Raw genomic sequence first — 24,223 nt, 5'->3', positions numbered from 1 at the left:
AGCAAGAAAGCTAAGTAATGTAAGTTATTTAGCTTTTTTGTATGCCTTTTTGTACCCAGTATTTATATGGGCTTGTAGTCGTTTCTGAGTGTAAAAGTTGATGATCCATAAATTGACAGAAACTTGGAATATCGCGAGTGGTGGCAGGATCATCGGCAATAATCAGTAATACATCACCATTCGACATATAACGGATTTGTTTACGTATTAGCATTACTGGTTCAGGGCAGCGTAATCCTTTTGCATCTAGGGTATAATCTATCGGTATTTCATTCATTATTATGTTTTTCAATTTATTTAATTGTTATCCTATGATAACGTGAAGAAAGTAGTTGGTCAAAAGTTAAGAACATTTAATCATAGTATATGATAAAATGAACCACTGCGGTTCTGTTTGTTATTGGTCATCTGTTTTATATATAACTAGAGTAAATATATTGTGCATATTTTATCAATTATTAGAATAGTCGGCATTTTGATAATGTGTTTTTCATTATCTATGTTTGTGCCAGCATTTGTTGCATTAATTTACGGTGATGGGGGTGGTAAGGCTTTCATTGAAACCTTTGCTTTTAGTTTATTGTTGGGGGCTTTATTATGGCGTTCATGCTATAACTATAAACAAGAGTTACGTTCTCGAGAAGGATTTTTGATCGTTGTTATGTTCTGGTTTTTACTATGTGGACTTTCAGTTATCCCATTTTTATTTTTTGATGAACTTAATATTGATTTTGCTCAGGCAATTTTTGAAGCCATTTCAGCAGTAACTACCACTGGAGCAACAGCAATTTCAGGCTTGGATAATTTGCCTAAATCTATTTTATTTTATCGGCAATTTTTACAATGGATTGGGGGGATTGGATTAATCGTTTTAGTGGTTGCAGTTACCCCTTTATTAGGTGTCGGTGGCGGGCAATTATATCGTGCTGAATCGGCAAGCCCTTTGAAAGATCAGAAAACCTTACCTCGCATCGGCGAAATGGCTAAATTACTTTGGATAATTTATGGGGGACTAACTGTATTATGTACGTTAACCTATTGGTTAGCTGGAATGACTTTTTTTGATGCAATTTGCCATAGTTTTTCAACGGTATCTAATGGCGGATTATCTACTCATGATGCAAATCTAGGTTATTTCCAAAATTCAACAATTTATTTGTTATCTACTTTTTTTATGTTATTTACGGGGTGCAACTTTGGTTTACACGTGAAAGCATTAATGAATCGCAAATATCAATCTGTTTGGAAAACCTATTTTAGCGATCCTGAATTCCGTTTTTTTTGTGTAGTGCAATCTATACTGATAGCCATTATGACTATCGGGTTATATATTTCATATCAAAATATGTCGATTTTAGATGCTTTTTCGCAAGGTTCTGCACAAATGTCTTCCATGTCAATGACAGCAGGTTTTACTCTATTTAATTTTAATGAATTACCAACATTTTTATCTATGTTGTTAGTTTTCGCTGCACTTTTAGGTGGGTGTGCAGGATCGACTTCGGGTGGATTAAAGATGATTCGTATCTTAGTCCTTTGGTTACAATTTAAACGAGAAATTAAGTTTTTGGTTCATCCTAATTTAGTTGTACCGATCAAATTAGGGGAAACCTTATTATCATCTCGAATAATTGAGGGGATTTGGGCGTTTTTAATCGCTTTCTTCTTCACTTATTGGTTATGTGTATTTGGGGTGATTTTATGTGGAATGGATCCACTTGATGCTTTAGTTGCTATCTTTTCGACATTAACCAATGTAGGTCCTGGGCTTGGATCTGCAGGTACGGGATTTGCAGAAGCATCAAATAATGCAAAATATGTTTTATCTTTTGCTATGATTGCTGGGCGACTTGAGATCTTTTCTTTATTAATTTTATTTACTCCTTCTTTTTGGAAAACCTAATGAAAACCCTGATTTTGTATTCAAGTTATGATGGTCAGACAAAAAGAATTGCAGAATTTTTAGCCTCTAAATTATCCAGCGAGGTTGAAGTGCGGTCTATTTCTGAACAGATTTGTTTTGATTTTGATAGAATTATTATTGGTGCTTCAGTACGTTATGGCTATTTTAATAAGAATTTGTATAAATTTATTAAAAAAAATACCGCACTTTTGAACAGTAAACCAAGTGCATTTTTTGGGGTGAATTTGACAGCGAGAAAGGATGATAAAAATACACCAGAAACGAACGTGTATGTACGTAAATTTTTGCAATGTATTGCTTGGAAACCACAATGTTCGGCAGTGTTTGCTGGGGCATTACTTTATCCTCGATATAACTGGTTTGATCGTATGATGATTAAATTAATTATGAAGATTACTGGTGGAGAAACAGATACAGATAAAGAAATTGAATATACGAATTGGGATAAAGTGACTGAATTCGCATTGAGGGTTAATACGTTGAATTAATATTAAGACTTCAGATGCTGATTATTGATAATGAATTATCATTTAATTTGGATGTTATTATGGTTGAACTACAAAAAACTTTATTTAGAGCCATGGTTCTTATAACCGTATTAGCTTTGGTTGCTTTTCTAGTTAGTCTATTTTAACTAGAAAACATGAGTATTAGGTTTATCATTAAGGTTATTAGGTAAATTTAAAGCAAACAATAAATTTGCTTTAAATTTAAAAGATTACTTGACAGAGGCGAGATAAATTTATATCATTTCAAGCCTTGCATAAATGCAATCGTTCTTTAACAATTTATCAGACAATCTGTGTGGGCACTTGTTGATTGACTTGTTTTAAAAAAATTAAATAAAACTTGAAGTCTTAATAGGTGCTTAACTTAGAAATTCATTAACTTTTTGTTCTTTTGAGAATGAAAAGCAAGATTTAGAAGCAAGCAGTTTATTGAGCGATCGAACTTAAATTGAAGAGTTTGATCATGGCTCAGATTGAACGCTGGCGGCAGGCTTAACACATGCAAGTCGAACGGTAGCAGGAAGTACTTGTACTTTGCTGACGAGTGGCGGACGGGTGAGTAATGCTTGGGAATCTGGCTTATGGAGGGGGATAACTACGGGAAACTGTAGCTAATACCGCGTAGTGTCGAGAGACGAAAGACTGGGAACTTAGGTCCAGTTGCCATAAGATGAGCCCAAGTGGGATTAGGTAGTTGGTGGGGTAAAGGCCTACCAAGCCGACGATCTCTAGCTGGTCTGAGAGGATGACCAGCCACACTGGAACTGAGACACGGTCCAGACTCCTACGGGAGGCAGCAGTGGGGAATATTGCGCAATGGGGGTAACCCTGACGCAGCCATGCCGCGTGAATGAAGAAGGCCTTCGGGTTGTAAAGTTCTTTCGGTGGTGAGGAAGGTAGTTGTTTTAATAGAACAGCTAATTGACGTTAACTACAGAAGAAGCACCGGCTAACTCCGTGCCAGCAGCCGCGGTAATACGGAGGGTGCGAGCGTTAATCGGAATAACTGGGCGTAAAGGGCACGCAGGCGGTTACTTAAGTGAGATGTGAAATCCCAGAGCTTAACTTTGGAATAGCATTTCAGACTGGGTAGCTAGAGTACTTTAGGGAGGGGTAGAATTCCACGTGTAGCGGTGAAATGCGTAGAGATGTGGAGGAATACCGAAGGCGAAGGCAGCCCCTTGGGAAGATACTGACGCTCATGTGCGAAAGCGTGGGGAGCAAACAGGATTAGATACCCTGGTAGTCCACGCTGTAAACGATGTCGATTTGGGGATTGGGCTTTAGGCTTGGTGCCCGTAGCAAACGTGATAAATCGACCGCCTGGGGAGTACGGCCGCAAGGTTAAAACTCAAATGAATTGACGGGGGCCCGCACAAGCGGTGGAGCATGTGGTTTAATTCGATGCAACGCGAAGAACCTTACCTACTCTTGACATCCATAGAAGAACTTAGAGATAAGTTTGTGCCTTCGGGAGCTATGAGACAGGTGCTGCATGGCTGTCGTCAGCTCGTGTTGTGAAATGTTGGGTTAAGTCCCGCAACGAGCGCAACCCTTATCCTTTGTTGCCAGCATGTAGTGATGGGAACTCAAAGGAGACTGCCAGTGATAAACTGGAGGAAGGTGGGGATGACGTCAAGTCATCATGGCCCTTACGAGTAGGGCTACACACGTGCTACAATGGTGCATACAGAGGGTAACCAACCTGCGAGGGGGAGTGAATCTCAGAAAGTGCATCGTAGTCCGGATTGGAGTCTGCAACTCGACTCCATGAAGTCGGAATCGCTAGTAATCGCAAATCAGAATGTTGCGGTGAATACGTTCCCGGGCCTTGTACACACCGCCCGTCACACCATGGGAGTGGGTTGTACCAGAAGTAGATAGCTTAACCGGAAGGGGGGCGTTTACCACGGTATGATTCATGACTGGGGTGAAGTCGTAACAAGGTAACCGTAGGGGAACCTGCGGTTGGATCACCTCCTTAGTAATCAGAGGACAGATGACAGAAGACAGAAGACAGAAATGTCAGGTCACTGTGATATTGTTACTCAAAGAAACGAAGCGACAGCAAGTGTTCACACAGATTGTTTGATAGAACGATGAAAGCAAGTATATTTCAGAAGAAAGTAATTGTGATGAGAAGTTAGGGTGTTCAGTTTTTTCTGTTATCTGTCTTCTGTCATCCGTCTTCTGAGCCCTACGGGTCTGTAGCTCAGGTGGTTAGAGCGCACCCCTGATAAGGGTGAGGTCGGTGGTTCAAGTCCACTCAGACCCACCACTTTCAGATGTCAGATGACAGGAGTCAGATGGCAGAGAAAGTAAGCGTAGGGAATAGAAATAGCAACACTGTCATCTGATAGCTGTTGTCTGTTATCTGAATGGGGATATAGCTCAGCTGGGAGAGCGCCTGCCTTGCACGCAGGAGGTCAGCGGTTCGATCCCGCTTATCTCCACCAAACAAAAAACTTGTTGTTATCATCATTGTTAAGCTAACTAAGTTGGAAAATAAAAACAAAAAATTAGTTGATTTAACTAAGTTAATTTAACAATGATGATAGGCGAAAGCCGATAATCTTATGTTCTTTAAAAAATTGGAAACAAGCTGAAAACTGAGAGATTTTCGAAAGAAAGTCTGAGTAGAAGAAAAAAATCTTGACTGAACAAAAGCAGTCAAGTGTTTAGTTGAAACAGCGACTGAAGATGTGAAAGCACAAGCAAAACGAAAGTGAAGCAGCAAGAACATTTGAGGTTGTATAGTTAAGTGACTAAGCGTACACGGTGGATGCCTAGGCAATCAGAGGCGAAGAAGGACGTGCTAATCTGCGAAAAGCTTGGATGAGTCGATAAGAGGCGTTTAATCCAAGATATCCGAATGGGGAAACCCAGTAGATGAAGAATCTACTATCGTTATTTGAATACATAGAATAACGAGGCAAACCGGGAGAACTGAAACATCTAAGTACCCCGAGGAAAAGAAATCAACCGAGATTCTGTGAGTAGCGGCGAGCGAAAGCGGAGGAGCCGTTAGTGATAGCGATAAAACTAAGAGAATGAACTGGGAAGTTCAACGACACAGGGTGATAGTCCCGTATCTGAAAGTTATATTGTGGTACTAAGCTAACAAGAAGTAGGGCGGAACACGAGAAATTCTGTCTGAAGATAGGGGGACCATCCTCTAAGGCTAAATACTCCTGATTGACCGATAGTGAACCAGTACTGTGAAGGAAAGGCGAAAAGAACCCCAGCGAGGGGAGTGAAATAGAACCTGAAACCGTGTACGTACAAGCAGTGGGAGCTCCGTCACTTAATGATTTTCAATCATTAAGTGACTACGTAGAAGTCAGATAACAGACGGTAGATGGCAGTAGAAATAGAACTGTAATCTGAAATCTGTGTTCTGTCATCTGAAACGGAGTCAGTTAATGGCGAGAGCCATTAAGTGACGGAGTGACTGCGTACCTTTTGTATAATGGGTCAGCGACTTATATTTTGTAGCGAGGTTAACCGAATAGGGGAGCCGAAGGGAAACCGAGTCTTAACTGGGCGGCAAGTTGCAAGGTATAGACCCGAAACCCGGTGATCTAGCCATGGGCAGGTTGAAGGTTGGGTAACACTAATTGGAGGACCGAACCGACTAATGTTGAAAAATTAGCGGATGACTTGTGGCTGGGGGTGAAAGGCCAATCAAACCGGGAGATAGCTGGTTCTCCCCGAAATCTATTTAGGTAGAGCCTTGAGCGAACACCTTCGGGGGTAGAGCACTGTTTCGGCTAGGGGTCCATCCCGGATTACCAACCCGATGCAAACTGCGAATACCGAAGAGTGATACTCAGGAGACACACGGTGGGTGCTAACGTCCATCGTGAAGAGGGAAACAACCCAGACCGCCAGCTAAGGTCCCAAAGTACTAGTTAAGTGGGAAACGAAGTGGGAAGGCTTAGACAGCTAGGATGTTGGCTTAGAAGCAGCCATCATTTAAAGAAAGCGTAATAGCTCACTAGTCGAGTCGGCCTGCGCGGAAGATGTAACGGGGCTAAAACTAGTCACCGAAGCTGCGGCATCAGTGGTAACACTGTTGGGTAGGGGAGCGTTGTGTAAGCGGAAGAAGGTGAGTCGAGAGGCTTGCTGGACGTATCACAAGTGCGAATGCTGACATAAGTAACGATAAAACGAGTGAAAAACTCGTTCGCCGGAAGACCAAGGGTTCCTGTCCAACGTTAATCGGGGCAGGGTGAGTCGGCCCCTAAGGCGAGGCTGAAAAGCGTAGTCGATGGGAAACGGGTTAATATTCCCGTACTTGGATAAATTGCGATGTGGGGACGGAGAAGGTTAGGCAAGCAGCCTATTGGATGGCTGTTTAAGCGTGTAGGTGGGGGATTTAGGCAAATCCGAATCCCCATTCAACACTAAGGCGTGATGACGAGCTCCTAAGGGAGCGAAGTTGTTGATACCACACTTCCAGGAAAAGCCACTAAGCTTCAGGTTTATCTAAACCGTACTGAAAACCGACACAGGTGGTCAGGTAGAGAATACTCAGGCGCTTGAGAGAACTCGGGTGAAGGAACTAGGCAAAATAGCACCGTAACTTCGGGAGAAGGTGCGCCGGCGTAGATTGTAGTCTTTTACAGATGAAGGTTGAACCGGTCGAAGATACCAGCTGGCTGCAACTGTTTATTAAAAACACAGCACTCTGCAAACACGAAAGTGGACGTATAGGGTGTGATGCCTGCCCGGTGCTGGAAGGTTAATTGATGGTGTTATCGAAAGAGAAGCACCTGATCGAAGCCCCAGTAAACGGCGGCCGTAACTATAACGGTCCTAAGGTAGCGAAATTCCTTGTCGGGTAAGTTCCGACCTGCACGAATGGCATAATGATGGCCAGGCTGTCTCCACCCGAGACTCAGTGAAATTGAAATCGCCGTGAAGATGCGGTGTACCCGCGGCTAGACGGAAAGACCCCGTGAACCTTTACTATAGCTTGACACTGAACCTTGAATTTTGATGTGTAGGATAGGTGGGAGTCAGAGAAACTTAAACGCCAGTTTGAGTGGAGACGACCTTGAAATACCACCCTTTAACGTTTGATGTTCTAACGAAATATCTGGAACGGGTATTCGGACAGTGTCTGGTGGGTAGTTTGACTGGGGCGGTCTCCTCCCAAAGAGTAACGGAGGAGCACGAAGGTTTGCTAATGACGGTCGGACATCGTCAGGTTAGTGCAATGGTAAAAGCAAGCTTAACTGCGAGACGGACAAGTCGAGCAGGTACGAAAGTAGGTCATAGTGATCCGGTGGTTCTGAATGGAAGGGCCATCGCTCAACGGATAAAAGGTACTCCGGGGATAACAGGCTGATACCGCCCAAGAGTTCATATCGACGGCGGTGTTTGGCACCTCGATGTCGGCTCATCACATCCTGGGGCTGAAGTAGGTCCCAAGGGTATGGCTGTTCGCCATTTAAAGTGGTACGCGAGCTGGGTTTAGAACGTCGTGAGACAGTTCGGTCCCTATCTGCCGTGGGCGTTGGAGAATTGGTTGGGGCTGCTCCTAGTACGAGAGGACCGGAGTGGACGCATCCCTGGTGTTCCAGTTGTTTCGCCAGAAGCATTGCTGGGTAGCTACATGCGGAAGAGATAAGTGCTGAAAGCATCTAAGCACGAAACTTGCCAAGAGATGAGTTCTCCCACACAGAAGTGTGTAAGGGTTGTTTAAGACGAAGACGTAGATAGGCTGGATGTGTAAGTGATGTGAGTCATTGAGCTAACCAGTACTAATTGCCCGAGAGGCTTAACTATACAACGCTCAAGTGGTTTTGATTCAGAAGACAGATGTCAGAAGACAGAAGACAGTTGAAGAGCGTGAAAGTAACGAACAGACAAAAAAGAAAATCGAACAGACAGCTTGTTTCAAATTTAAAGAACAAAATACAAAAAGGAAAGAATTAAGTAGGATACAGGATAACACACGGTACAGCCGTCTGAAACCTGTTTTATCTGAACCCTGATTTCCTGATGGTCATAATGCAGTAGTGCCACCTGAACCCATGCCGAACTCAGAAGTGAAATGCTGTGATGCCGATGGTAGTGTTGGGAATCCCAATGTGAGAGTAGGTCGCCATCAGGTTTTTTATTATCAAGTAAAACCCCAGTTACGTGAGTAGCTGGGGTTTTGTTCTTTTTTAATGGCTATCCTATATTGAATAGGATTTAGACATTTTTCTTATTTTTTATTGTTGGATTTTCCTATTTGTATAAAATTTCTCAGAAAAAGTGTTAAGTACGTCACAATTTTGTTATAAAAATGTAACATATTATTCTTGGTTGGCATATACTGAAAAAACCTTATAAATAGAATGCTTTTTCTATTTTAGAAAATGTATTTTAACAAGGTTCCTATAAACGGCAGTAGAGTATTCTACAATACGAATTTATCTTTAATAAGAGGAATATGCTATGTTTGGTCTTGATCCTACCACAACGACCTTTCTGATCTATATTGTCGGAATGGTATCAATAGGGCTTATTGCCTATCGATTTACAAATAATTTATCAGACTACATTCTTGGGGGACGTAGTTTGGGTAGTTTTGTGACAGGACTTTCAGCTGGTGCATCTGATATGTCAGGTTGGCTGTTAATGGGATTACCTGGTGCAGTTTATGCAGCAGGGCTTGTGGAAAGTTGGATTGCCATTGGTTTAACCATAGGGGCGTATTTAAACTGGTTATTTGTCGCAGGTAAATTGCGTATGCATACAGAATTTAATAAGAATGCTTTGACATTACCAGATTATTTTCATCATCGTTTCGGCGATAAGACTAAAGTATTAAAAATTGTTTCAGCCACAATTATCCTATTCTTCTTCGCTATTTACTGTGCATCAGGCGTGGTTGCTGGGGCTCGTTTATTTGAAAATTTATTTGGCGTGCCTTATGAAACTGCACTTTGGCTCGGGGCGTTAGCAACAATTGCTTACACCTTTATCGGGGGGTTTTTAGCAGTCAGCTGGACAGATACCATTCAAGCGAGTTTAATGTTTTTTGCCTTATTTCTTACGCCTATTTTTATTTTAACGCAATTAGGTGGTTTTGAACCGACTTTTGAAGCTTTAGCTCAAGCTGGTGAAGCTGCTGGCAGAGATTTTACCGATATGTTTAATGGTACCACATTTATTGGCTTATTGAGTTTATCGGCATGGGGATTAGGTTACTTCGGTCAACCACATATCTTGGCACGGTTTATGGCGGCGGATTCGGTAAAATCCGTACCTAAAGCTCGTTGTATCAGTATGACGTGGATGTTTATCTGTTTGATTGGTGCAGTAAGTATCGGTTTCTGGGGACAAGCATATTTCTTTGCCAATCCAGATAAAGCGACACTGGTGAATGCAAATCACGAACAGGTTTTTATTGAACTTTCTCGTTTACTGTTTAATCCTTGGATTGCAGGTATTTTGCTTTCAGCTATTCTTGCGGCAGTAATGAGTACCCTAAGCTGTCAATTATTGATTTGCTCAAGTGCCATTACCGAAGACTTTTATAAAGGTTTCTTACGTCCGAACGCCAGTCAAAAAGAACTTGTCTGGTTGGGTCGTATGATGGTGCTATTGATTGCTATCTTAGCTATTGTTTTAGCACAGGATCCAAACAGTAAAGTGCTTGGCTTAGTATCTTATGCTTGGGCTGGTTTTGGTTGTGCCTTTGGACCTGTGGTATTGTTATCGCTTTATTGGAAACGCATGAATGCAGCAGGTGCAATGGCAGGCATGATCACGGGGGCATTGGTCGTGGTGTTCTGGAATACGCTTGTACCAAACAGTGGAATATATGAAATGATTCCTGGCTTTATCTGTGCGACGATTGCCATTTTGGTCGTTTCTTTAATTACGCCAGCCCCGAAAGCAGAAATTGCAGAAACCTTTGATAAAGCGGAAAAGGCTTATCACAAAGAGATGCAAGGTGTGAAAAAATACATCTAGTTTGTTTATTAGCGAACTACTTTTATAAAGGTGCGGTTGTTTTTACAACCGCTTTAGTCAGTGAAAATATTAAAAAGAAGGTTATCTATGAGTTACGAGATTTTACCTAAAACAACAATCCGTCCGATATTAAGCGAATTTTATCGCATTCCCGAACAAAAAATTGTGGCGGAGCTAATTGAAAAAGCGGATATGAGCGAGCAATCTCAATCTATTGCTGAACTGTGTAAAAAGTTAGTCAGCAAAGTACGAGCCGATCGCAAAAAAGCCAGTGGGGTGGATGCGTTAATGCACGAATTTTCCCTTTCTAGTGCGGAAGGGATTGCTTTAATGTGCTTGTCGGAAGCCTTATTGCGGATTCCAGATAAAACCACTGCAGATAAACTGATTCACGATAAACTTGTGCATGGCGATTGGAAAGCTCACTTAGGTAATAGCCCCTCTTTATTTGTTAACTCCGCTGCATGGGGATTGATTGTGGCACAAAAGATTGTGTCCCACAGTGATAAAGAACTATCTAGTGCCTTATCCAAATTAATTAGCAAAGGCGGCGAGCCATTGATTCGTCAAGGTATGAATGTAGGCATGCGTTTATTAGGTAAACAATTTGTGACGGGGGAAACCATTGATGCAGCGATTAAAAATGGTGAAAAACGTTTTGAGAAAGGCTTCCGTTATAGCTACGATATGTTAGGTGAAACCGCCTTAACCCAAAAGGATGCGGATCGTTATTACAATGATTATGTGAATTCCATTCGTGCCGTGGGGGAAACATCAAAAGGCTTAGGTGTGTATAAATCGTCAGGGGTTTCCGTCAAACTTTCCGCTATTCACCCCCGTTATAGTTTAAGCCAACATCAACGGGTAATTGATGAACTTTATCCGAAACTCAAAGAATTATTTTTATTAGCCAAAAAATATGATATTGGCTTGAATATTGATGCGGAAGAAGCCGCTCGCCTTGAATTATCCCTTGATTTACTTGACCGCTTAATTGCTGATCCCGATTTAGAGGGTTTCCACGGCATTGGCTTTGTGGTGCAAGCCTACCAAAAACGTTGTAGTCGTGTCATCGATCATATTATTGCCCAAGCTCGAGCCAATAATCGTAAATTAATGATCCGTCTAGTAAAAGGGGCATATTGGGATAGTGAAGTCAAATTAGCCCAAGCGGAAGGGGCAACGGATTATCCTGTATTTACCCGTAAAGTGCATTCCGACATCAACTATATCACCTGTGCGAAAAAATTATTGTCTGCACAAGATGTGATTTATCCGCAATTTGCTACGCACAATGCACAAACTTTAGCGACAGTTTATCACCTTGCCAAAGATAAACATTTTGAATTTCAATGCCTGCACGGCATGGGTGAAACCCTATATGAACAAGTGGTCGGTAAAGAAAATCTGAATGTACAATGCCGTATTTATGCACCAGTAGGTTCCTACCAAACCTTGTTGGCTTATCTCGTTCGCCGTTTATTAGAAAACGGTTCAAACAGTTCTTTCGTGAACCAAATTGTCGATGAACATTTTAGCGTTGATAGTTTGGCGGAAGATCCTGTGAATAAAGCGAAAGAAACCCAAGGTACGGCTCACCCGAAAGTACCGTTGCCGGTGAATATTTACGGTGAACGCCGTAATTCAAAAGGTTATGATCTAACCGATGCGATTTCCTTACAACAGCTACAAACTCAGCTTAACGAATTAAGTGATAAACAATATCAAGCGAAACCGTTAATTGTCGGTGAAGTGACAGGAAATAGTTCTCGCACAGTTTACAATCCAGCGGTGCAAAGCCAAATTGTAGGTCAAGTGATCGATGCCAACGAGCAAGATGTGAATACAGCGTTCACAACAGCAGTGAATTTTAAACAACAATGGGCGAATACCGCACCAGAAGTGCGGTCAGAAAAATTAGAGAAAATGGCAGATTTAATGGAACAACATTTGCCAGAACTCTTTGATTTAGCCGTGCGAGAAGCAGGCAAAACCCTCAATAATGCCATTGCCGAAGTGCGTGAAGCGGTGGATTTCTGCCGTTATTATGCTGGTCAAGTGCGAGCCAATCCAGCCGGCTTTAAGGATCCACGAGGTGTTGTGGTAGCCATCAGTCCGTGGAACTTCCCATTAGCGATTTTTATTGGTGAAGTGTCTTCTGCCTTAGTGGCAGGTAACGTGGTATTAGCCAAACCCGCAGAACAAACCTCTTTAATGGCGTATTTTGCGGTGAATTTATTCCATCAAGCAGGTATTCCAAAAGAAGCGTTACAATTATTAACAGGTTCAGGTAAAACCATCGGTGAAAGTCTAACCACTGATGAGCGTGTTAATGGCGTAATTTTCACGGGTTCAACCGATACCGCTAAACGTATTAATAGCAATATCCAAAAACACGGTAGCTTGATTCCACTCATTGCAGAAACGGGCGGTCAAAATGCCATGATTGTTGATAGTTCCGCTTTAGGTGAACAAGTTACTATTGATGTATTGAACTCCGCCTTTGACTCAGCAGGTCAACGTTGTTCTGCTTTACGTGTGCTTTATTTACAAAAAGATAATGCGGATCATTTGCTTGAATTAATTAAAGGTGCAATGGCGGAATTAGTGGTAGGCAACCCAGCACAGCTTACTACTGATGTGGGACCTGTTATTGACAAAGTGGCTCAACAACGCTTACTTGATCATATTGAAGTCATGAAAAAACAAGCCAAATCTTGTTATCAAGTACCGATTGCCAAAGATGTGGTAGAGAACGGCATTTTTGTTGCCCCAACCTTGCTCGAAATTGACAATATTAATCAATTAAAACACGAAGTGTTTGGTCCAGTATTACACGTCATTCGTTATGACGCAGAGAAATTAGACGATGTGATTAGAGAAATTAATTCCACAGGCTTTGGTTTGACTTGTGGTTTACATAGCCGTATCGATCAAACTCAACGTGAATGGGAGCAAGGCATTCAAGCAGGTAACTTATATGCCAACCGTAATATTGTCGGGGCGGTCGTTGGTGTGCAACCATTTGGTGGGCAAGGCTTATCCGGCACGGGACCAAAAGCGGGCGGTGCATTATACTTACAACGTTTAAATAACCGTACGGCATGGAACTTTGACGGATTAACCGAAGGGATTACTCCAAATATTAGCGAATTTTCCACCGCACTTAATCAGGTATTGACGGGTGATGAATTGGCTCAAGCTCAACAATCTTTGCAAACCTTGAGTGCAAGCTCACCATTAGGTAAAATTCACCAAATGCACGGCGTGACAGGTGAAAATAATTTCTTACGGTTTGAACCACGTGGCGAAATTGCCATTGGTGACGGTGATTTATTCCAGCAAGTATTGGCATTAGTCGCGATTGTCGCAGCAGGCAGCCGTGGCGTGGTAAGGGCAAATTCGCCATTAGCCCAACACGCCAATAAATTGAGTAAATTTATTACTGTGGTAAATGACTTTAACAGTCTTGACCAGTTAAGCCAACTTATTGTGTTAAATCCACTTTCTCAAGCCGAAAAATCCCATTATGCGGAACGTAACGGGGCGATTATGACCTTTGTGGAAAACTTAGCGTTAGCCCAATCCTTATTACCGTTAATGCACGAAAAATCGGTGAGCATTAACACTGCTGCAATGGGAGGAAATGCCAGTTTAATGGCGGCAATGGACTAACAGGTCATTGATAAAATAAAAATGGGGGGCAGATCACAAATTTGCCCCCTTATTTCATGAAATTTTGTTAAGATAATCCAAATTTTTAATTAATCCTATGGCTATCTATGAAAAACGTTAAACATTTCACCCAACTCTATATTGACTGGGTGATTAAACTGGGTCGAGTAAGATTTTCTATATTAGGCTTTCTTATATTAGCGATTTTTGCCCTAATGACGCACATTATTTTAAGTTTGCTTATTGTGGGAGAAATTCATTGGGAAAGTCTAGTTTATGCCATTATTTTCGGGCTTATTTCAGCCCCTTTTGTAATTTATTTTTTTACCGTCTTGGTGGAACGTCTTGAACTTTCACGCTTGGCTCTGGCAAAATCTATTCAAGACAAAAGTGCATTGTTAGCCACGATTAGCCACGAATTACGCACGCCATTAAATGGCATTTTGGGTTTAAGCCAGATTTTGCTAGATACGCACCTTACGGAGCAACAACGAAATTATCTACACACCATCAGTATAAGTACTGTATCTTTAGGGCATATTTTCAATGATATTATTGATTTAGAAAGAATTGATGGAAAAAACATTGAACTATGTTATCGAGAAACAGATTTTTATTCATTTTTAACCGATATGCAGAATATTGCCACCCTATTAGCTGAACAAAAAAGTCTGCAATTTCAAATGAAACTCAATGAAAATCTACCGCACTTTTTGCAATTAGACCAAACTCGCCTAAGCCAAGTGTTATGGAATTTGCTGAGTAATGCAGTGAAATTCACCGAAAAAGGTGTGATTGTCCTAGAAGTTAAAAAAATATCTAATAATCAATATAGCTTTGCGATTAGTGATACTGGACAAGGTATTCCCAGCCAAGAGTTAGAGAAAATCTTTACCATGTACTATCAAGTGGCAGACAGTGGTAAAAAATACGCTGGCAGTGGTATTGGGTTAGCTATTTCAAGAAATATTGCCCATTTAATGCACGGTGATTTAACGGTTGCTAGCGAATTGGGAAAAGGAACAACCTTTACTCTGACTATTCAAGCTGAATCTATTGAAAAACAAGAGAAACCAATAGAAAAAAGTGCGGTGCAAAATTTGCAAATTTTATTGGTGGAAGATATTCAGCTCAATATTACCGTGGCGAAAACGCTGTTAGAGAAATTAGGACATCGGGTAGATGTGGCAATGTCGGGTAAAGAAGCGATTCAAGCCTTTGAACATAACAGCTATGATTTATTGTTATTAGACATTCAACTCCCCGATATGACAGGCTTTGAAATTGCTCATTATTTACGTGACGGTTATCAAAATGATCGCTATGATTATCTTCCGCCATTGATTGCGTTGACTGCCAATGTGATGCAAGACAAAGCAGAATATCAACGTCAGGGCATGGACGATGTATTGCGTAAGCCGTTGTTAGTTAATGAATTAACCTCTTGCTTGAATACCTATTTTGGCGAAAGTGAAATGTTAGAACATTCACCAAAGAACGCTGATACTCAAGCCATTCCCGAAGATTTAGCCGAATATTTTAACCCTGAAATTCTGGCAGAGTTACTTGAATTTATTGGCAAAGATTTATATACCGAAAATATCCGTTTATTTAAACAAGAAATCAACGGCGGAGATTTAGATGTCGCTAAAGCCTATCAAGAGTATTTGAAAGGCAACATCACCAAGCAGCAATTAGCCGAAACCGCTCATAAATTAAAAGGGGCTGCCGCCAGTTTAGCCATGCAATCTGTGCAAAATGTGGCAAATTTAATGCAGCAGGTAGAGTTACCAGAGTGGAACGAACAGCTTGAGCATTGGGTGGAGCAGATAGAAGGGTTGACGAAAATCAGTTTAGATTTAATTTATTCATATTTATCAAAATAAAATATACAAAATTATACGCGTGAAGTATAATTATACACGCGATGTATAATTTTGTATAAAGGGATATAAAATGAGCAATATAACCAAGGATCCACTCTATTATCCACGAACAGAACTTGCAGAACGTTTAGTGGCGAGTTTGAAAGATGGTATTAGCCATGCTTTGACATTGTTTGCTCCACGTCGTATGGGGAAAACACAATTTTTATTACAAGATATTAAACCATTAGCAGAAGAAAAAGGGTTTCACGTTTGCTATTTTAGTTTTATGGATACATTTATTTCTGGAGATAACCAAACTCAGGGAACTGATATTCAGCAAGCCTTTTGTCAGGCATTATCCTCTTTTCTAACTAAAACAGTACAAGCTAAGTTAAACAAAGCGTTGGGAAAAATTAAAACCGTTGAAATTGCAGGGATGGTTGGATTAGACTTAGACAATGGAAAGTTACCTGAACCAACAAGCCCAAGTCGTTTATTGCAAGAAATTGCAGAAACCAGTCAGAAGCCAGTCTTAATGCTGTTTGATGAAATCCAAGAATTGGCTAGAATTAAGGGAATGCAAGCCTTAGTGAAATCTTTGCGTACAGGGCTTGATATGTATCAATCTAAAATTAAAGTGATTTTTACTGGCTCAAGCACAAATGGTTTGCGTACGATGTTTAATGACAGTAAAGCACCATTCTTTCATTTTGCACATGCACTCAATTTCCCAAATCTTGGTCGTGATTTTACTGACTTTTTAGCTGATATTTATCAGCAACGAGTTGGAAAAGTATTAGATAAAGCGGTATTTTTTACGATTTTCCAACGATTAAATTATACACCATTGTATATGCGGACGATTACGCAGAATTTGATTATCGATCCTGATCTTTCTTTAGAACAGGCAGTGCAAAAGACCTTAGATGAAATAGGCTTTCAAAATGAGAATGTGCAACAATGGCAACAGCTAAGCGATCTTGAGAAACAAATTTTGCGTTTAATTGCTCAAGGAAAAAGTGCATTGTACAGCCAAGACACTCGCCAACAATTGGCAAACTTGTTGGGAGTTAAACAAATAAGTAGTAGTACAATTCAAGGTAAAATAAAAAAACTTGAACGAGCAGATCTAATCACACGAGGTGTTGGAGATGAATTAAAGATTAATCAACCGCAGTTTCAAACTTGGTTAATAGAAAATAAAATTTAAAAAAGGGGTAATTGCCCCTTTTCACTCAACGATTAGCCCTTAAACACTTCTCCCAAACAAGGCTGAATTTTATTCAAAATTTCTTTCACTACTCTTGGGTGAGCGGCGATAATATGTCCGTCTTTCAAATAGTTATGTCCTGCATTGAAATCGCAAACTAAGCCACCCGCTTCACGCACCACTAATTCACCTGCGGCACAGTCCCAAGGTTTTAAGCCCATTTCAAAGAAGCCATCAACACGTCCTGCAGCGGTGTAACATAAATCTAAAGCAGCAGATCCTGCACGGCGGAAATCGGCGACATCGGTAATTAAAGCGTTCATTATTGCCATTTGTACGGGCATTAATTTAGGCTGTTTAAATGGGAAACCAGTGGCTAACACGGTGCCTTTGATGTCACGGCGGTCGGCAATGCGTAAACGGATATCGTTTAATTTCGCCCCTTCACCACGTACTGCGGTGAATAATTCATTTTTGATTGGATCATAAACTACGCCTACTTCGGTGCGACCTTTGACACGAATAGCGATAGAAACAGCAAATTGTGGGAAACTTTTGATAAAGTTAGTGGTACCATCTAATGGATCGATAACCCATTGTGTATCACGGTCGTTACCATCTAATACGCCTGATTCTTCGGTGATAATGCTGTGATTAGGGTAAGAGGCACGAATGGTTTCAATAACTGCGGCTTCAGCAGCTTTATCTACGTTTGTCACATAGTCATAATTGCCTTTAATTTGCGTTTCAATATCTGCATGGTTTTCGTAACTTTTTGCGATGATATTGCCTGCTTTTCGAGCAGCACGAATTGCGATATTTAACATTGGGTTCATAAGAATATCCATTAGAAATTGTGAAAAGAACAAGGGGGAATGTTTTTTACATTACCTCAAACTGTGGTGCATTATAGACATTTTTTAAGCGATTTGCCACCATTAAAAATTTTTCCTTAATGCAACGCAGGAAATGGGGGATACTATGATAAAATATCTATAAATCTTCATTTATAGAAAGAAAAATGTTAAAAAATATTCGCATTGTTTTGGTGGAAACCTCTCATTCAGGTAATATTGGTTCGGCTGCTCGGGCAATGAAAACCATGGGGCTTAGTCAGCTTTATTTAGTTTCGCCTAAATATCTTCCTGATGAACAATCTATCGCTTTGGCGGCGGGGGCAGATGATGTGGTGAGAAATGCCGTGATTGTTCCCAGTTTTGAACAGGCGATTGCAGATTGTTCTTTGGTGATTGGCACCAGTGCGAGATTACGTCATTTACAAAGTAGTTTAATTGAGCCTCGTCAATGTGGTGAATTGGCTATTGAGGCGGTGAAGTGCGGTCAAAAAATAGCAATTATTTTTGGTCGTGAGCGAGTAGGTTTAACTAATGAAGAATTATTAAAATGTCGTTATCATTTGACCATTCCTGCCAACCCTGATTATTCTTCATTAAATTTGGCGATGGCAGTACAATTAATTTGTTATGAATTAAGAACGGCATTTTTGCAAACAACACCTGTTTCAGTGATAGATAATTCCGTTATGTCGCCTCAACATTTAGCCACAGCACAGGAGTTAGAATATTTCTTTGCACATACCGAACGTCTTTATCAATCTTTAGGTTTTATTCATAATCAAGGTGTTATGTCAAAATTAAGACGTTTATATCAACGTGCTGAGATCGAAAAAAATGAGCTAAATATTCTGCGAGGTATGTTAAGTGCGGTGGAAAAACGGTTGATTTCTGTAGATAATAATAGTTGACTATTTTACAGGGTTAAGTAAACTATTCGCATTGATTATTTTCAAAGGAAAGAGAACGATGAAACTCACTTCCAAAGGACGTTATGCCGTTACCGCTATTTTGGATATAGCGTTAAATGCTCAGGATAATCCAGTGACATTATCAGATATTTCTGAACGACAGGCTATTTCCCTTTCTTATTTAGAACAGCTTTTCGCTAAACTACGCCGTCATGGCTTAGTTAGAAGCGTACGGGGTCCTGGGGGAGGGTATCAGTTAGGATTACCTACGGATAAAATTTCTATTGGAATGATTATTACCGCAGTGAATGAGAATATTGCGGTGACCAAATGTCTTGGAAAAGGGAATTGTCGCGATGGTCAGGAATGTTTAACCCATTCTTTATGGGAAGAACTAAGTAACCGTATTGAGAGCTTTTTAGATCAAATTACTTTAGCAGAATTGGTTACTCAAAAGATAGCGGCAAAAGAACGTTCTCATCAAACTCACCAAGATTTTGACAACCTTTTAGTGGTAAATAGCTAATTTAATTAGCTTATTGAACGTAATATTTTATTTAGGAGTGAATTAATGAAATTACCCATTTATTTGGATTATGCGGCAACTTGCCCTGTCGATGAACGTGTTGCAAAAAAAATGATGGAATTTTTAACCATTGATGGCAACTTTGGCAACCCAGCATCTCGTTCGCACAAATTTGGTTGGCAAGCGGAAGAAGCGGTGGATATTGCTCGTAATCAAATCGCCGATTTGATCGGAGCAGATAGCCGTGAAATCGTGTTTACTTCAGGAGCGACAGAGTCAGATAACCTTGCGATTAAAGGTGCGGCTCATTTCTATCAAACCAAAGGCAAACATATTATCACTTGCAAAACTGAACATAAAGCGGTGTTAGATACTTGCCGTCAGCTTGAGCGTGAAGGTTTTGAGGTTACTTATTTAGATCCAAAAACTGATGGTTTAATCGATCTTGATACGTTAAAAGCAGCGATTCGTCCTGATACCATTTTGGTGTCGATTATGCACGCTAACAATGAAATCGGCGTAATTCAAGATATTAAAGCTATCGGTGAAATTTGCCGTGCGAATAAAGTAATTTTTCATACCGATGCGACTCAGAGCGTGGGTAAAGTGGCGATTAATTTAGCCGAGTTGCCTGTAGATTTATTATCAATGTCCAGCCATAAGTTATATGGACCAAAAGGCATTGGGGCATTGTATGTTCGCCGTAAACCACGTATTCGTTTAGAAGCGATTATTCATGGTGGTGGTCACGAACGGGGTATGCGTTCAGGTACATTGCCTGTGCATCAAATTGCAGGAATGGGTGAAGCCTACCGCATTTGTAAAGAAGAAATGGCAACTGAAATGCCACGCTTAAAAGCACTGCGTGACCGCTTATACAACGGTTTGAAAGACATTGAAGAAACCTATGTTAATGGCTCAATGGAACATCGTTTAGATAACAATCTCAACATCAGCTTTAACTATGTTGAGGGTGAAAGTTTAATGATGGCATTGCGTGACATTGCTGTTTCATCAGGTTCTGCTTGTACATCAGCCAGTCTTGAGCCGTCTTATGTGTTACGTTCGTTGGGCTTAAACGATGAATTGGCTCACAGTTCAATCCGTTTCACTTTAGGACGTTACACCACCGAGGAAGAAATTGACTACACCATTAGCCTAATGCAAGGTGCGGTACAAAAATTAAGAGATTTATCGCCACTTTGGGATATGTTCAAAGAAGGCATTGATTTAAACACCATTGAGTGGTCAGCTCACTAATTTTAGAAGGAATAACAACATGGCATATAGCGAGAAATTATTAGATCACTACGAACATCCACGCAACGTTGGTGCAATGGATAAAAAATCGGCTGATGTTGGCACTGGCATGGTCGGCGCACCAGCTTGTGGTGACGTGATGCAATTACAAATTAAGGTGAATGATAACGGCATTATTGAAGATGCCAAATTCAAAACTTACGGTTGCGGATCGGCGATTGCATCAAGTTCATTGATTACTGAATGGGTAAAAGGCAAATCCTTAGACGAAGCGGGTGCGATTAAAAACAGCCAAATCGCCGAAGAATTGGAATTGCCACCAGTGAAAGTGCATTGTTCAATTTTAGCCGAAGATGCCATTAAAGCAGCGATTGCGGATTATAAGGCGAAACAAGCGAAGTAATTTACAGCCCCCCTCAGGGCTTCGCCCAGCTCCCCCCGCAAGCAGGGGGAGCGAAATGTACAGAATTGTCTTTCCCTTGCTTGTAGTGATGAAATGTACAATATTTTCTTTCCCCTGCTTGTAGTGGTGAAATGTGTAATATTTTTCTTCCCCCTGCTTGCAGTAGTGGAATGTACAATATTTTCTTCCCCCTGCTTATAGTGGTGAATGTACAATATTTTCTTTCCCCCTGCTTATAGTGGTGAATGTGCAATATTTTTCTTCCCTCTGCTTGCGGGGGGAAGTGCCTGAAAGGCGAAGGGGGGCAAATTTCTGTACAGAGCGAATTACTCACTAGGAGAACAAAATGGCAGTAACATTAACCGAAAGTGCGGTCAATCGAGTCAGTACTTTTTTGAAAAATCGTGGTAAAGGCGAAGGCTTGCGTTTGGGTGTAAAAACATCGGGCTGTTCAGGCTTGGCTTATGTGCTAGAATTTGTGGATCTTATCAACGAAGATGATCAGGTTTTTGAGCAAAATGGTGTTAAAATCATCGTGGACACTAAAAGTCTTGTGTATTTAGACGGCACGGAACTTGATTTTGTCAAAGAAGGCTTGAACGAAGGTTTCAAATTCCATAACCCAAATGTAAAAGATCAATGTGGTTGTGGCGAAAGTTTTAACGTATAAAATGAGAAAGTTATGACCAATCCATTTTCTTTGTTCAATTTACCTGTTCAATTTGAGGTTGATCAGGCGTTGTTGTCTGAACGTTTTTTGCAATTACAAAAGCAATTTCACCCTGATAATTTCGCCACCCAATCGGCACAAGAACAACGGTTGGCAATGCAGCAATCTGCTGAAATTAATGATGCTTTGAAAACGCTCAAAGATCCGATTTTACGAGCAGAAGCGATTATCCAAGTTCATACAGGTGAGATCCAAGATTTAGAGCAGAAAAGTACGCAAGATGTAGCTTTTTTAATGCAACAATTACAATGGCGTGAACAATTAGACGAGATTGAAAGCAATAAAGATAACATTGCATTAGATGAATTTAGAAACGAGATTGAAGCAGAGCAAAAAGTCTTATTGCAACAAATTGAAACCGAATTAACCCAAAGCAACTGGCAAGCTGCACAAGTGACAGCGGACAAATTACGCTTTGTTAAAAAATTAATTGAACAGATTGAAATTGTAGAAGAAAAATTATTTTAATTGCATTTCAATCAAATAACAGAAGATATAAATAATGGCATTACTACAAATCGCTGAACCAGGGCAAACCGCCGCACCACACGAGCATAAATTAGCGGTAGGGATTGACTTGGGGACGACTAATTCCCTTGTGGCAAGTGTGCGGAGTGGTCAAGCGGATATTTTATTAGATGAACAAGATCGAGCCTTAACGCCGTCTATTGTGCATTATGCAGAAAATGCTGTATTGGTAGGTAATGAAGCGGGAGCGTTAGCAAGCCTTGATCCGCAAAACACGATTATTTCGGTGAAACGCTTAATTGGGCGGAGTTTGGAGGACGTACAACAGCGTTATCCAAATTTGCCTTATGTATTTCAGCAAAGTGAAAATGGGTTGCCATTAATGGCTACTCGGCAAGGTGTAGTTAGCCCTGTAGAAGTGTCGAGCGAAATTCTGAAAAAATTAACCGCACTTGGAGAACAAACGCTTGGCGGTGAAATTTCTGGTGCGGTGATTACCGTGCCTGCTTATTTTGATGATGCACAACGTCAAAGCACTAAAGATGCCGCCAAACTTGCTGGTTTAAATGTGTTGCGTTTACTCAATGAACCGACAGCTGCTGCTATTGCCTATGGTTTGGATAGCGAACAAGAGGGTGTGATAGCGGTCTATGATTTAGGCGGTGGTACCTTTGATATTTCCATTTTACGCTTATCTAAAGGGGTATTTGAGGTATTGGCAACAGGCGGTGATACTGCATTAGGTGGCGATGATTTTGATCATTTAATTGCCGAGTGGATTATTGAGCAAGCAGGAAAATCGCCTGAAAACGCCCAACAACAACGCCAATTAATTGAAATGGCAAATGACATTAAAGTCTTTTTATCGCAAGAACAAGCCGTATCAATTGAATGGCAAGATTGGCAAGGGGAACTGACCCGAGAGCAATTTAATCAGCTCATTCAGCCATTAGTGAAACGTTCATTAATGGCGTGTCGCCGAGCTTTAAAAGATGCTAATATTGTCGCACAAGATGTGAGTGAAGTGGTCATGGTGGGCGGTTCTACGCGTGTGCCATTTGTACGTGAACAAGTGGGAGAATTTTTTGCTAGAATACCACTAACCTCTATTGATCCTGATAAAGTCGTTGCGTTGGGGGCGGCAATTCAAGCGGATATTTTAGTGGGTAATAAACCCGATTCAGATATGCTGTTGCTAGATGTTATTCCGCTTTCCTTAGGGATTGAAACCATGGGTGGCTTGGTGGAAAAAATTATTCCACGTAACACCACGATTCCCGTGGCTCGTGCGCAAGAATTTACCACATTCAAAGATGGTCAAACCGCCATGTCGGTGCATATTGTGCAAGGTGAACGTGAGATGGTAGAGGATTGCCGCTCGCTGGCTCGTTTTACCTTGCGTGGTATTCCTGCAATGTCGGCTGGGGCAGCACATATTCGAGTCACTTATCAAGTCGATGCAGATGGATTATTGAGTGTAACCGCAATGGAAAAATCTACGGGAGTACAATCGTCTATTCAAGTGAAACCCTCTTATGGTTTAACTGATGATGAGATTACTCAAATGCTGAAATCCTCTATGGAAAATGCCAAGCAGGATATTGATATGCGTTTGCTCACTGAGCAACGAGTGGAAGCTCGCCGAGTAATGGAAGCGGTATTAGTGGCGTTAGATGACGACCAAGATTTACTCAACGCAGAAGAATTAAGTGCGGTGAAAAATGCGTTAGTTTCATTGGATAATTTACAGCAAGGCACAGACACATTTGCAATTAAGCAAGGGATTAAGGATTTAGATCAAGCTACGCAAGAATTTGCTGCACGCCGAATGGATAAATCGATCCAAAAAGCCTTAAAAGGGCAATCGGTTGATAATTTATAGTTTTAACGAATTTGAACATAGGAAAGTGA

15 protein-coding genes, 2 tRNA genes and 3 rRNA genes are annotated in these 24,223 nt (G+C 40.9%); 18 read left to right on the top strand and 2 right to left on the bottom strand.

The window, feature by feature from the left end; translation table 11 throughout:
- Positions 1 to 28 precede the first annotated feature (28 nt).
- Positions 29 to 277: a sulfurtransferase TusA gene (tusA, locus tag O1Q80_RS00940; protein WP_386688386.1), complete on the bottom strand. Its 249-nt coding sequence runs from the start codon at positions 275 to 277 to the stop codon at positions 29 to 31.
- A gap of 162 nt (positions 278 to 439) precedes the next feature.
- On the opposite strand from tusA, the gene O1Q80_RS00935 reads away from it, so the two are divergent.
- The 11 genes from O1Q80_RS00935 (at position 440) to O1Q80_RS00885 (ending at position 17,160) form a co-directional block, all read left to right on the top strand.
- Positions 440 to 1,903: a TrkH family potassium uptake protein gene (locus O1Q80_RS00935; protein ID WP_386688383.1), complete on the top strand. Its 1,464-nt coding sequence runs from the start codon at positions 440 to 442 to the stop codon at positions 1,901 to 1,903.
- Complete coding sequence (gene hemG, locus O1Q80_RS00930; RefSeq protein ID WP_386688380.1) at positions 1,903 to 2,412, top strand: menaquinone-dependent protoporphyrinogen IX dehydrogenase; 510 nt, start codon at positions 1,903 to 1,905, stop codon at positions 2,410 to 2,412. The genes O1Q80_RS00935 and hemG overlap by 1 nt, the downstream gene beginning before the upstream one ends.
- Positions 2,413 to 2,878: 466 nt before the next feature.
- Positions 2,879 to 4,417: ribosomal RNA gene (locus O1Q80_RS00925) — 16S ribosomal RNA — on the top strand.
- Between the two features lie 217 nt (positions 4,418 to 4,634).
- Positions 4,635 to 4,711: transfer RNA gene (locus O1Q80_RS00920), tRNA-Ile, on the top strand.
- Between the two features lie 102 nt (positions 4,712 to 4,813).
- A tRNA-Ala gene (locus O1Q80_RS00915) sits at positions 4,814 to 4,889 on the top strand.
- Between the two features lie 299 nt (positions 4,890 to 5,188).
- A 23S ribosomal RNA gene (locus O1Q80_RS00910) occupies positions 5,189 to 8,226 on the top strand.
- Between the two features lie 212 nt (positions 8,227 to 8,438).
- Positions 8,439 to 8,554, top strand: a 5S ribosomal RNA gene (gene rrf, locus O1Q80_RS00905).
- The 16S, 23S and 5S rRNA genes sit together here with 2 tRNA genes alongside, the layout of an rRNA operon.
- A gap of 329 nt (positions 8,555 to 8,883) precedes the next feature.
- Entirely contained in the window at positions 8,884 to 10,407 is a 1,524-nt protein-coding gene (gene putP, locus O1Q80_RS00900) for a sodium/proline symporter PutP (RefSeq protein WP_386687730.1), read from the top strand.
- A gap of 87 nt (positions 10,408 to 10,494) precedes the next feature.
- Positions 10,495 to 14,082: a bifunctional proline dehydrogenase/L-glutamate gamma-semialdehyde dehydrogenase PutA gene (gene putA / locus O1Q80_RS00895; RefSeq protein ID WP_386695125.1), complete on the top strand. Its 3,588-nt coding sequence runs from the start codon at positions 10,495 to 10,497 to the stop codon at positions 14,080 to 14,082.
- A 107-nt stretch (positions 14,083 to 14,189) separates the two neighbouring features.
- A complete protein-coding gene (locus O1Q80_RS00890) occupies positions 14,190 to 15,968 on the top strand; it encodes an ATP-binding protein (RefSeq protein ID WP_386695123.1) in 1,779 nt (592 codons plus the stop codon).
- 70 nt (positions 15,969 to 16,038) lie between these two features.
- A complete protein-coding gene (locus tag O1Q80_RS00885) occupies positions 16,039 to 17,160 on the top strand; it encodes an ATP-binding protein (RefSeq protein ID WP_386687724.1) in 1,122 nt (373 codons plus the stop codon).
- 32 nt (positions 17,161 to 17,192) lie between these two features.
- Here O1Q80_RS00885 and suhB read toward each other — a convergent pair whose 3' ends face one another.
- Positions 17,193 to 17,996, bottom strand: a complete 804-nt coding sequence (gene suhB, locus O1Q80_RS00880) for an inositol-1-monophosphatase (protein WP_386695121.1) — start codon at positions 17,994 to 17,996, stop codon at positions 17,193 to 17,195.
- Between the two features lie 185 nt (positions 17,997 to 18,181).
- On the opposite strand from suhB, the gene trmJ reads away from it, so the two are divergent.
- From trmJ to hscA, 7 genes are all read left to right on the top strand, one after another.
- Positions 18,182 to 18,925, top strand: a complete 744-nt coding sequence (trmJ, locus tag O1Q80_RS00875) for a tRNA (cytosine(32)/uridine(32)-2'-O)-methyltransferase TrmJ (RefSeq protein WP_386687720.1) — start codon at positions 18,182 to 18,184, stop codon at positions 18,923 to 18,925.
- A gap of 58 nt (positions 18,926 to 18,983) precedes the next feature.
- Positions 18,984 to 19,451: a Fe-S cluster assembly transcriptional regulator IscR gene (gene iscR / locus O1Q80_RS00870; RefSeq protein WP_386687718.1), complete on the top strand. Its 468-nt coding sequence runs from the start codon at positions 18,984 to 18,986 to the stop codon at positions 19,449 to 19,451.
- A gap of 45 nt (positions 19,452 to 19,496) precedes the next feature.
- The gene (locus O1Q80_RS00865; RefSeq protein WP_386687715.1) at positions 19,497 to 20,711 is read left to right on the top strand and encodes an IscS subfamily cysteine desulfurase; all 1,215 of its coding nucleotides are present in this window, start codon (positions 19,497 to 19,499) and stop codon (positions 20,709 to 20,711) included.
- 19 nt (positions 20,712 to 20,730) lie between these two features.
- The gene (gene iscU, locus O1Q80_RS00860; RefSeq protein ID WP_386687713.1) at positions 20,731 to 21,114 is read left to right on the top strand and encodes a Fe-S cluster assembly scaffold IscU; all 384 of its coding nucleotides are present in this window, start codon (positions 20,731 to 20,733) and stop codon (positions 21,112 to 21,114) included.
- A gap of 346 nt (positions 21,115 to 21,460) precedes the next feature.
- Positions 21,461 to 21,784, top strand: a complete 324-nt coding sequence (gene iscA, locus O1Q80_RS00855; RefSeq protein WP_386695119.1) for an iron-sulfur cluster assembly protein IscA — start codon at positions 21,461 to 21,463, stop codon at positions 21,782 to 21,784.
- Positions 21,785 to 21,796: 12 nt separating this feature from the next.
- Complete coding sequence (gene hscB / locus O1Q80_RS00850; RefSeq protein WP_386695117.1) at positions 21,797 to 22,312, top strand: Fe-S protein assembly co-chaperone HscB; 516 nt, start codon at positions 21,797 to 21,799, stop codon at positions 22,310 to 22,312.
- 34 nt (positions 22,313 to 22,346) lie between these two features.
- Positions 22,347 to 24,194 (top strand): Fe-S protein assembly chaperone HscA, encoded by a 1,848-nt coding sequence (hscA, locus tag O1Q80_RS00845; protein WP_386695115.1) that lies wholly within the window; start codon positions 22,347 to 22,349, stop codon positions 24,192 to 24,194.
- The last annotated feature ends 29 nt before the right edge of the window (positions 24,195 to 24,223 follow it).

It is taken from the genome of Lonepinella sp. MS14435 (assembly GCF_042485795.1).
Classification (GTDB): Bacteria; Pseudomonadota; Gammaproteobacteria; order Enterobacterales; family Pasteurellaceae; genus Lonepinella.
The sequence above is the reverse complement of the archived record's forward strand: the minus strand, read 5'-3'. Positions and strand labels throughout refer to the sequence as shown.

Excerpts from the sequence above, each read along its gene's own strand:
- putP (WP_386687730.1), top strand. The coding sequence starts at position 8,884 with ATGTTTGGTCTTGATCCTACCACAACGACCTTTCTGATCTATATTGTC.
- O1Q80_RS00890 (WP_386695123.1), top strand. The coding sequence starts at position 14,190 with ATGAAAAACGTTAAACATTTCACCCAACTCTATATTGACTGGGTGATT.
- tusA (WP_386688386.1), bottom strand. The coding sequence starts at position 277 with ATGAATGAAATACCGATAGATTATACCCTAGATGCAAAAGGATTACGC.
- iscA (WP_386695119.1), top strand. The coding sequence starts at position 21,461 with ATGGCAGTAACATTAACCGAAAGTGCGGTCAATCGAGTCAGTACTTTT.
- hscA (WP_386695115.1), top strand. The coding sequence starts at position 22,347 with ATGGCATTACTACAAATCGCTGAACCAGGGCAAACCGCCGCACCACAC.
- hemG (WP_386688380.1), top strand. The coding sequence starts at position 1,903 with ATGAAAACCCTGATTTTGTATTCAAGTTATGATGGTCAGACAAAAAGA.
- suhB (WP_386695121.1), bottom strand. The coding sequence starts at position 17,996 with ATGAACCCAATGTTAAATATCGCAATTCGTGCTGCTCGAAAAGCAGGC.
- iscR (WP_386687718.1), top strand. The coding sequence starts at position 18,984 with ATGAAACTCACTTCCAAAGGACGTTATGCCGTTACCGCTATTTTGGAT.
- trmJ (WP_386687720.1), top strand. The coding sequence starts at position 18,182 with ATGTTAAAAAATATTCGCATTGTTTTGGTGGAAACCTCTCATTCAGGT.
- O1Q80_RS00885 (WP_386687724.1), top strand. The coding sequence starts at position 16,039 with ATGAGCAATATAACCAAGGATCCACTCTATTATCCACGAACAGAACTT.
- O1Q80_RS00865 (WP_386687715.1), top strand. The coding sequence starts at position 19,497 with ATGAAATTACCCATTTATTTGGATTATGCGGCAACTTGCCCTGTCGAT.
- putA (WP_386695125.1), top strand. The coding sequence starts at position 10,495 with ATGAGTTACGAGATTTTACCTAAAACAACAATCCGTCCGATATTAAGC.
- hscB (WP_386695117.1), top strand. The coding sequence starts at position 21,797 with ATGACCAATCCATTTTCTTTGTTCAATTTACCTGTTCAATTTGAGGTT.
- iscU (WP_386687713.1), top strand. The coding sequence starts at position 20,731 with ATGGCATATAGCGAGAAATTATTAGATCACTACGAACATCCACGCAAC.